The organism is Gluconacetobacter sp. (genome assembly GCF_047721585.1).
Taxonomy (GTDB): domain Bacteria; phylum Pseudomonadota; class Alphaproteobacteria; order Acetobacterales; family Acetobacteraceae; genus Gluconacetobacter; species Gluconacetobacter dulcium.
The window spans coordinates 51,056-55,104 of the sequence record NZ_JBDNXE010000012.1; the positions used below are offsets into that span (position 1 = coordinate 51,056).

A 4,049-nucleotide genomic window follows, 5' to 3' on the forward strand; every position below is an offset into this window, starting at 1 on the left:
GGGCTTGCTTTTTTGTTTTAACCCCCACAGCAAAAACCGGGGGTTATTCCCACCCGCCGGCGGGGGGGCCGCCCCCAATAGGGCGGCCCAGCGTCCATGCCTGCTTCCCGACTTCCGGCCCGATGCCGGCCAACCAGCACGATCGAAGGATACAATGTCGAAAGAAGACATGATCGAATTCAGCGGTACGGTCACCGAACTGCTGCCCAATGCCATGTTCCGCGTGAAGCTCGATAACGAGCACATGATCCTGGCCCACACCAGCGGCAAGATGCGCAAGAACCGTATCCGCGTGCTGGCCGGCGACCGGGTGAACGTCGAAATGACCCCGTACGATCTCTCCAAGGGTCGCATCACGTTCCGCTTCAAGTAAGGCACCATCCTGTGTCCGACAGTGCCACGGAACCAGGGCTGATCCTGGCTTCCGCTTCGCCTCGCCGGCGCGACCTGCTGGCGCAGATCGGACTGGTGCCCCGGCGGATCGTCGCCGCCGATCTCGACGAACAGCCCCTTGCCGGCGAATTGCCCCGCCCCTACGCCGAACGTCTGGCGCGGGAGAAGGCGGCGCATGTCGCGGCGATGCTCGACGAACCCGCCCTGGTGCTGGGTGCCGATACGGTGGTCGCGCTGGGCCGGCGCATCCTGCCCAAGGCCGAGGACCGCGACACCGCGCGGCGCTGCCTCTCCCTGCTGTCCGGCCGACGCCACAGCGTGCTGACCGCCATTGCCCTGCGCCCGACCGCCGCGTGGGCCGAAGGGCGGGCCAGCGAACGCACGGTCGTCAGCACCGTCACCTTCGCCCGGCTGACGGACCAGCAGATCAAGGCGCTGCTCGATGCCGGCGACTGGGAGGGCAAGGCCGGGGGCTATGCCCTGCAAGGCCATGCGGCGTCGCATATCCGCTTCGTATCGGGCTCGCCCTCCGCCGTGATCGGCCTGCCTCTGTTCGAGGTCGCGCAGTTGCTGCGCGGCCAGAAGGGGGCCTGGCTGCCGTGACGGCGCGGATCCTCGCCGCCAGCGCGCCGGGCGAGATCCGCATCGCGGTCACCGACGACGCCGGCCTGTGCGACTATGCCCTGTGGCGACCGGGCTGGCCGGACGGCGTGGGCGACCTGCATCGCGGCCGCGCCGGCGCACGGCTGGCAGCCATGGGCGGCACCTTCATCGACCTTGCCGACGGCACGTCCGGCTTCCTGCCCGACTCGGCAGCCCCCGGCCCGCTGGCTGAGGGCGACCCGGTGCTGGTACGGATCGTACGCGCCCCGCAGGACGGCAAAGGCGCGCGCCTGTCCGCCACCGGCCTTTCTCTGCCAGAGGGCCAGAGCCTCGCCGGCCCGCCCGCCCTGCTGGCACGCGGCCCGACGCCGCTGGACGCTCTGGCCACCGCGTGGCCCGACGCGCCGATCGTCATCGACGATGCTGCCCTCGCCGCCCGCCTGCCCGCCGGGCTGCGCCCACGGATTCAGCGCGAACGCCATGCTTTCGACGCCGAGACCGAGGCCGCCTGCGCCGCGCTGGCCGAACCCTCAGTCGTGCTGCCGGGGGGTATGCGGGCCACCATCACCCCCACCCCGGCGCTGGTTGCCATCGACATGGATGGCGGCACCGCCAGCAGCGACCGGCGCGCCAAGCAGACGGCGCAGTTCGCCGCCAATCGCGATGCCCTGCCGGCCCTGCTGCACCAGATCCGCCTGCGCAATCTCTCCGGCGCGATCGTGATCGACGTCGCGGGGCTGGCCATCCGCAAGCGCCCGGCCCTGCATGAGACGATCGAGGCCGCTCTGGCACGGGACCCGCTGCGCCCGCGCTTCCTCGGCTTCAGCGCCCTGGGCCTGGCCGAAATCATGCGCCCGCGCATCCGCCCGCCGCTGCATGCGTTGCTTGGCGACGCACCGGGCCGGATGCTGCGGATGCTCGATGACTGGTCGCGCCAGGTCACCGGCCAGCCGGGCCGGGCACCGGGCCTGCGCGTGGGCGCCGATCTGGCCCACGCGCTGGAGCACGATCCCGGTGCCGTCGCCGATGCGGCCCAACTGTCCGGGCACCAGCCCGTCTGGCGGCTGGACCCGTCCCTGTCCCCTCTGAGCTGGACGCTCGACCATGGCTGATCCCGACATACCGGCTTCCACCCCCGCACGCCTGCCCCCCTGCCCGATCTGCGGCCGGCCGGGCGAGACGGCGTTTCGCCCTTTCTGCTCAAAGCGATGCAGCGACATCGACCTGGGTCGGTGGTTCACGGAAAGCTACCGCGTGCCCGACCAGAGCGGCGGCGGACAAAACTTCGACGAAAACGATCCGAGACGGGTTGATCCCGACGAAGAGGTGGGATAGATCACACCCCCACGGCGGCACGATCCCGATCGCACCGCCCGCGCCGGTCACGGCCCGGTGCCCAAGTAGCTCAGTTGGTAGAGCATGCGACTGAAAATCGCAGTGTCGGTGGTTCGATTCCGCCCTTGGGCACCACGCATTTTCTTTTCCCTTCAATTTCAATAGGTTGCGGGCTGTTTTTGCCCCACTGCACGGCATCTTCGCCTAAGTGGGACATTTCGCCCTTACGATCTGCTGCCTGAAGCCGGGCCAGTGCGCTTTGCGCCAGCCGCTTCTGATCCGCGCCGAGGGTGTATCGCTGCACTTCCTTGAGCGAGCGATGACCGGTCACAGCCGCGATTTCGTGGGTGGAGCAACCCAGTTCAGCCAGGCGCTTGGCCGCTGCCCTACGCAGGCCATGCGACGCGCAATGAGGCAGTCCGGCTTCGTTGCACCATTCACGGAATTTGTTGCCGAAGCTCTCCGCCGTGTAGGGCGTGCCGCGCTCCGACAGAAGAAATGCCTGCCCGGCGCCCGCGCCCGGCGTCGCGGCGATGATCCGCGCCAGATCCGGCACCATGGGCAGGGTCAGGGTTACGGGTTTGCTGCGCCCGTTCTTCACCTGGGTGAAGGTCAGCAGGCCGTCATACAAATGGCCCGGCCCCAGCCGCACGATATCGCTCCGGCGCTGGCCGGTGTAGAGCAGCACCCTGCTTGCCTTCCAGCACCATCATGTAGTCGGCCTTGCATCCCGGCTTGAAGACGCGGGCCACCATGGCAATCAGGAACATGCGCCCGATTCCGGCCGTGTAGGGCGTGTGTTCGGCCCCGAGGTAGTAGGACACCGCTGCCGACCAGCTCTGGATCGTGGACGAGGCGTCACTGGTCTCGGCACGCGACACCGCGAAGCTGCTGGCACTGGCGGAAACCCATCGGGCGCGCGTGTTGCTCGTCGGCGACACGGCACAACTCGGTTCGATCGAGGCCGGCGCGGCCTTCGAGCAGCTTCAGCAGGCGGGCATGGAGACCGCCCATCTCACCCAAATTCTTCGCCAGACTAACGAGCAGGCGCACGCGGCGGTGGATGCCAGCCTTGCCGGCGATGCGAAGAAAGCCCTGGCGGCCCTTGATTCGGGTGGCGGGCATGTCGTCGAGCATGAAGGACGGGAAGCACGGTTCGAGCAGATGGCGCGGGATTTCGCGGCGCTGGACGGGAAAGCCCGCAAACGCGCCCTGGTTATCGAGCCGTCGCGTGACGGACGCGACATCCTGACCGGAAAAATCCGTGAGAAGCTGGCCGAGGCGGGCGCACTGCATGGGCCGACGGTCGAGTTGTCGCGTCTCGTGGCCAAGGACATGACCCGCACCGAGGCGAAGGAGGCGAGTAGTTACGCGATCGGCGATGTCGTCCGTTTTACGAAGGATTATGCCAATAAGGGAGTATCCCGGCGGGATGCCTATACCGTGGCCGGCATCGACACGGAAAAGGCGGCCGTGACGTTGGTGGCGAGTGACGGACGACGCATCGACTGGCGTCTGCGCCAATGGGGCGCCACGCAGTCCCAGGTATTCACCGCCGAGCCAATCGAACTCCGTGCGGGTGATTGTGTGCAGTTCACCCGGAACGATCGGGCGGCGGGGCGGGTCAACGGCCAGCAAGGGGAAGTAATCGGTGTCGATCCTCAGTGTCCGTCCAAGAACATCTTGAATCATTGGAATCGTTTGTGATTCTCTATCAG

Annotated in this window: 6 protein-coding genes, 1 tRNA gene and 1 pseudogene; 6 read left to right on the forward strand and 2 right to left on the reverse strand. The window is 67.7% G+C overall.

The window, feature by feature from the left end; translation table 11 throughout:
- Nucleotides 1-154 precede the first annotated feature (154 nt).
- From infA to ABF821_RS04410, 5 genes are all read left to right on the forward strand, one after another.
- Nucleotides 155-373 carry a translation initiation factor IF-1 gene (gene infA / locus ABF821_RS04390; RefSeq protein ID WP_003622234.1) on the forward strand — a complete coding sequence of 73 codons (219 nt, stop codon included), beginning with the start codon at nucleotides 155-157 and terminating at the stop codon, nucleotides 371-373.
- Nucleotides 374-384: 11 nt separating this feature from the next.
- Entirely contained in the window at nucleotides 385-996 is a 612-nt protein-coding gene (locus ABF821_RS04395; protein WP_415529166.1) for a Maf family protein, read from the forward strand.
- The gene (locus ABF821_RS04400; RefSeq protein ID WP_415529167.1) at nucleotides 993-2,108 is read left to right on the forward strand and encodes a ribonuclease E/G; all 1,116 of its coding nucleotides are present in this window, start codon (nucleotides 993-995) and stop codon (nucleotides 2,106-2,108) included. The genes ABF821_RS04395 and ABF821_RS04400 overlap by 4 nt, the downstream gene beginning before the upstream one ends.
- A complete protein-coding gene (locus ABF821_RS04405) occupies nucleotides 2,101-2,331 on the forward strand; it encodes a DNA gyrase inhibitor YacG (RefSeq protein WP_415529168.1) in 231 nt (76 codons plus the stop codon). The genes ABF821_RS04400 and ABF821_RS04405 overlap by 8 nt, the downstream gene beginning before the upstream one ends.
- Before the next feature lie 59 nt (nucleotides 2,332-2,390).
- Nucleotides 2,391-2,466: transfer RNA gene (locus ABF821_RS04410), tRNA-Phe, on the forward strand.
- A 211-nt stretch (nucleotides 2,467-2,677) separates the two neighbouring features.
- On the opposite strand, the pseudogene ABF821_RS04415 reads toward ABF821_RS04410, so the two are convergent.
- A pseudogene (locus tag ABF821_RS04415) lies at nucleotides 2,678-3,019 on the reverse strand (tyrosine-type recombinase/integrase); the annotation flags it as partial.
- The gene (locus tag ABF821_RS04420) at nucleotides 2,955-3,272 is read right to left on the reverse strand and encodes a VapE domain-containing protein (RefSeq protein ID WP_415529169.1); all 318 of its coding nucleotides are present in this window, start codon (nucleotides 3,270-3,272) and stop codon (nucleotides 2,955-2,957) included. The gene ABF821_RS04420 and the pseudogene ABF821_RS04415, both read right to left, overlap by 65 nt.
- On the opposite strand from ABF821_RS04420, the gene ABF821_RS04425 reads away from it, so the two are divergent.
- The gene (locus tag ABF821_RS04425; RefSeq protein WP_415529170.1) at nucleotides 3,178-4,038 is read left to right on the forward strand and encodes an AAA family ATPase; all 861 of its coding nucleotides are present in this window, start codon (nucleotides 3,178-3,180) and stop codon (nucleotides 4,036-4,038) included. The genes ABF821_RS04420 and ABF821_RS04425 overlap by 95 nt on opposite strands.
- Nucleotides 4,039-4,049: the final 11 nt, after the last annotated feature.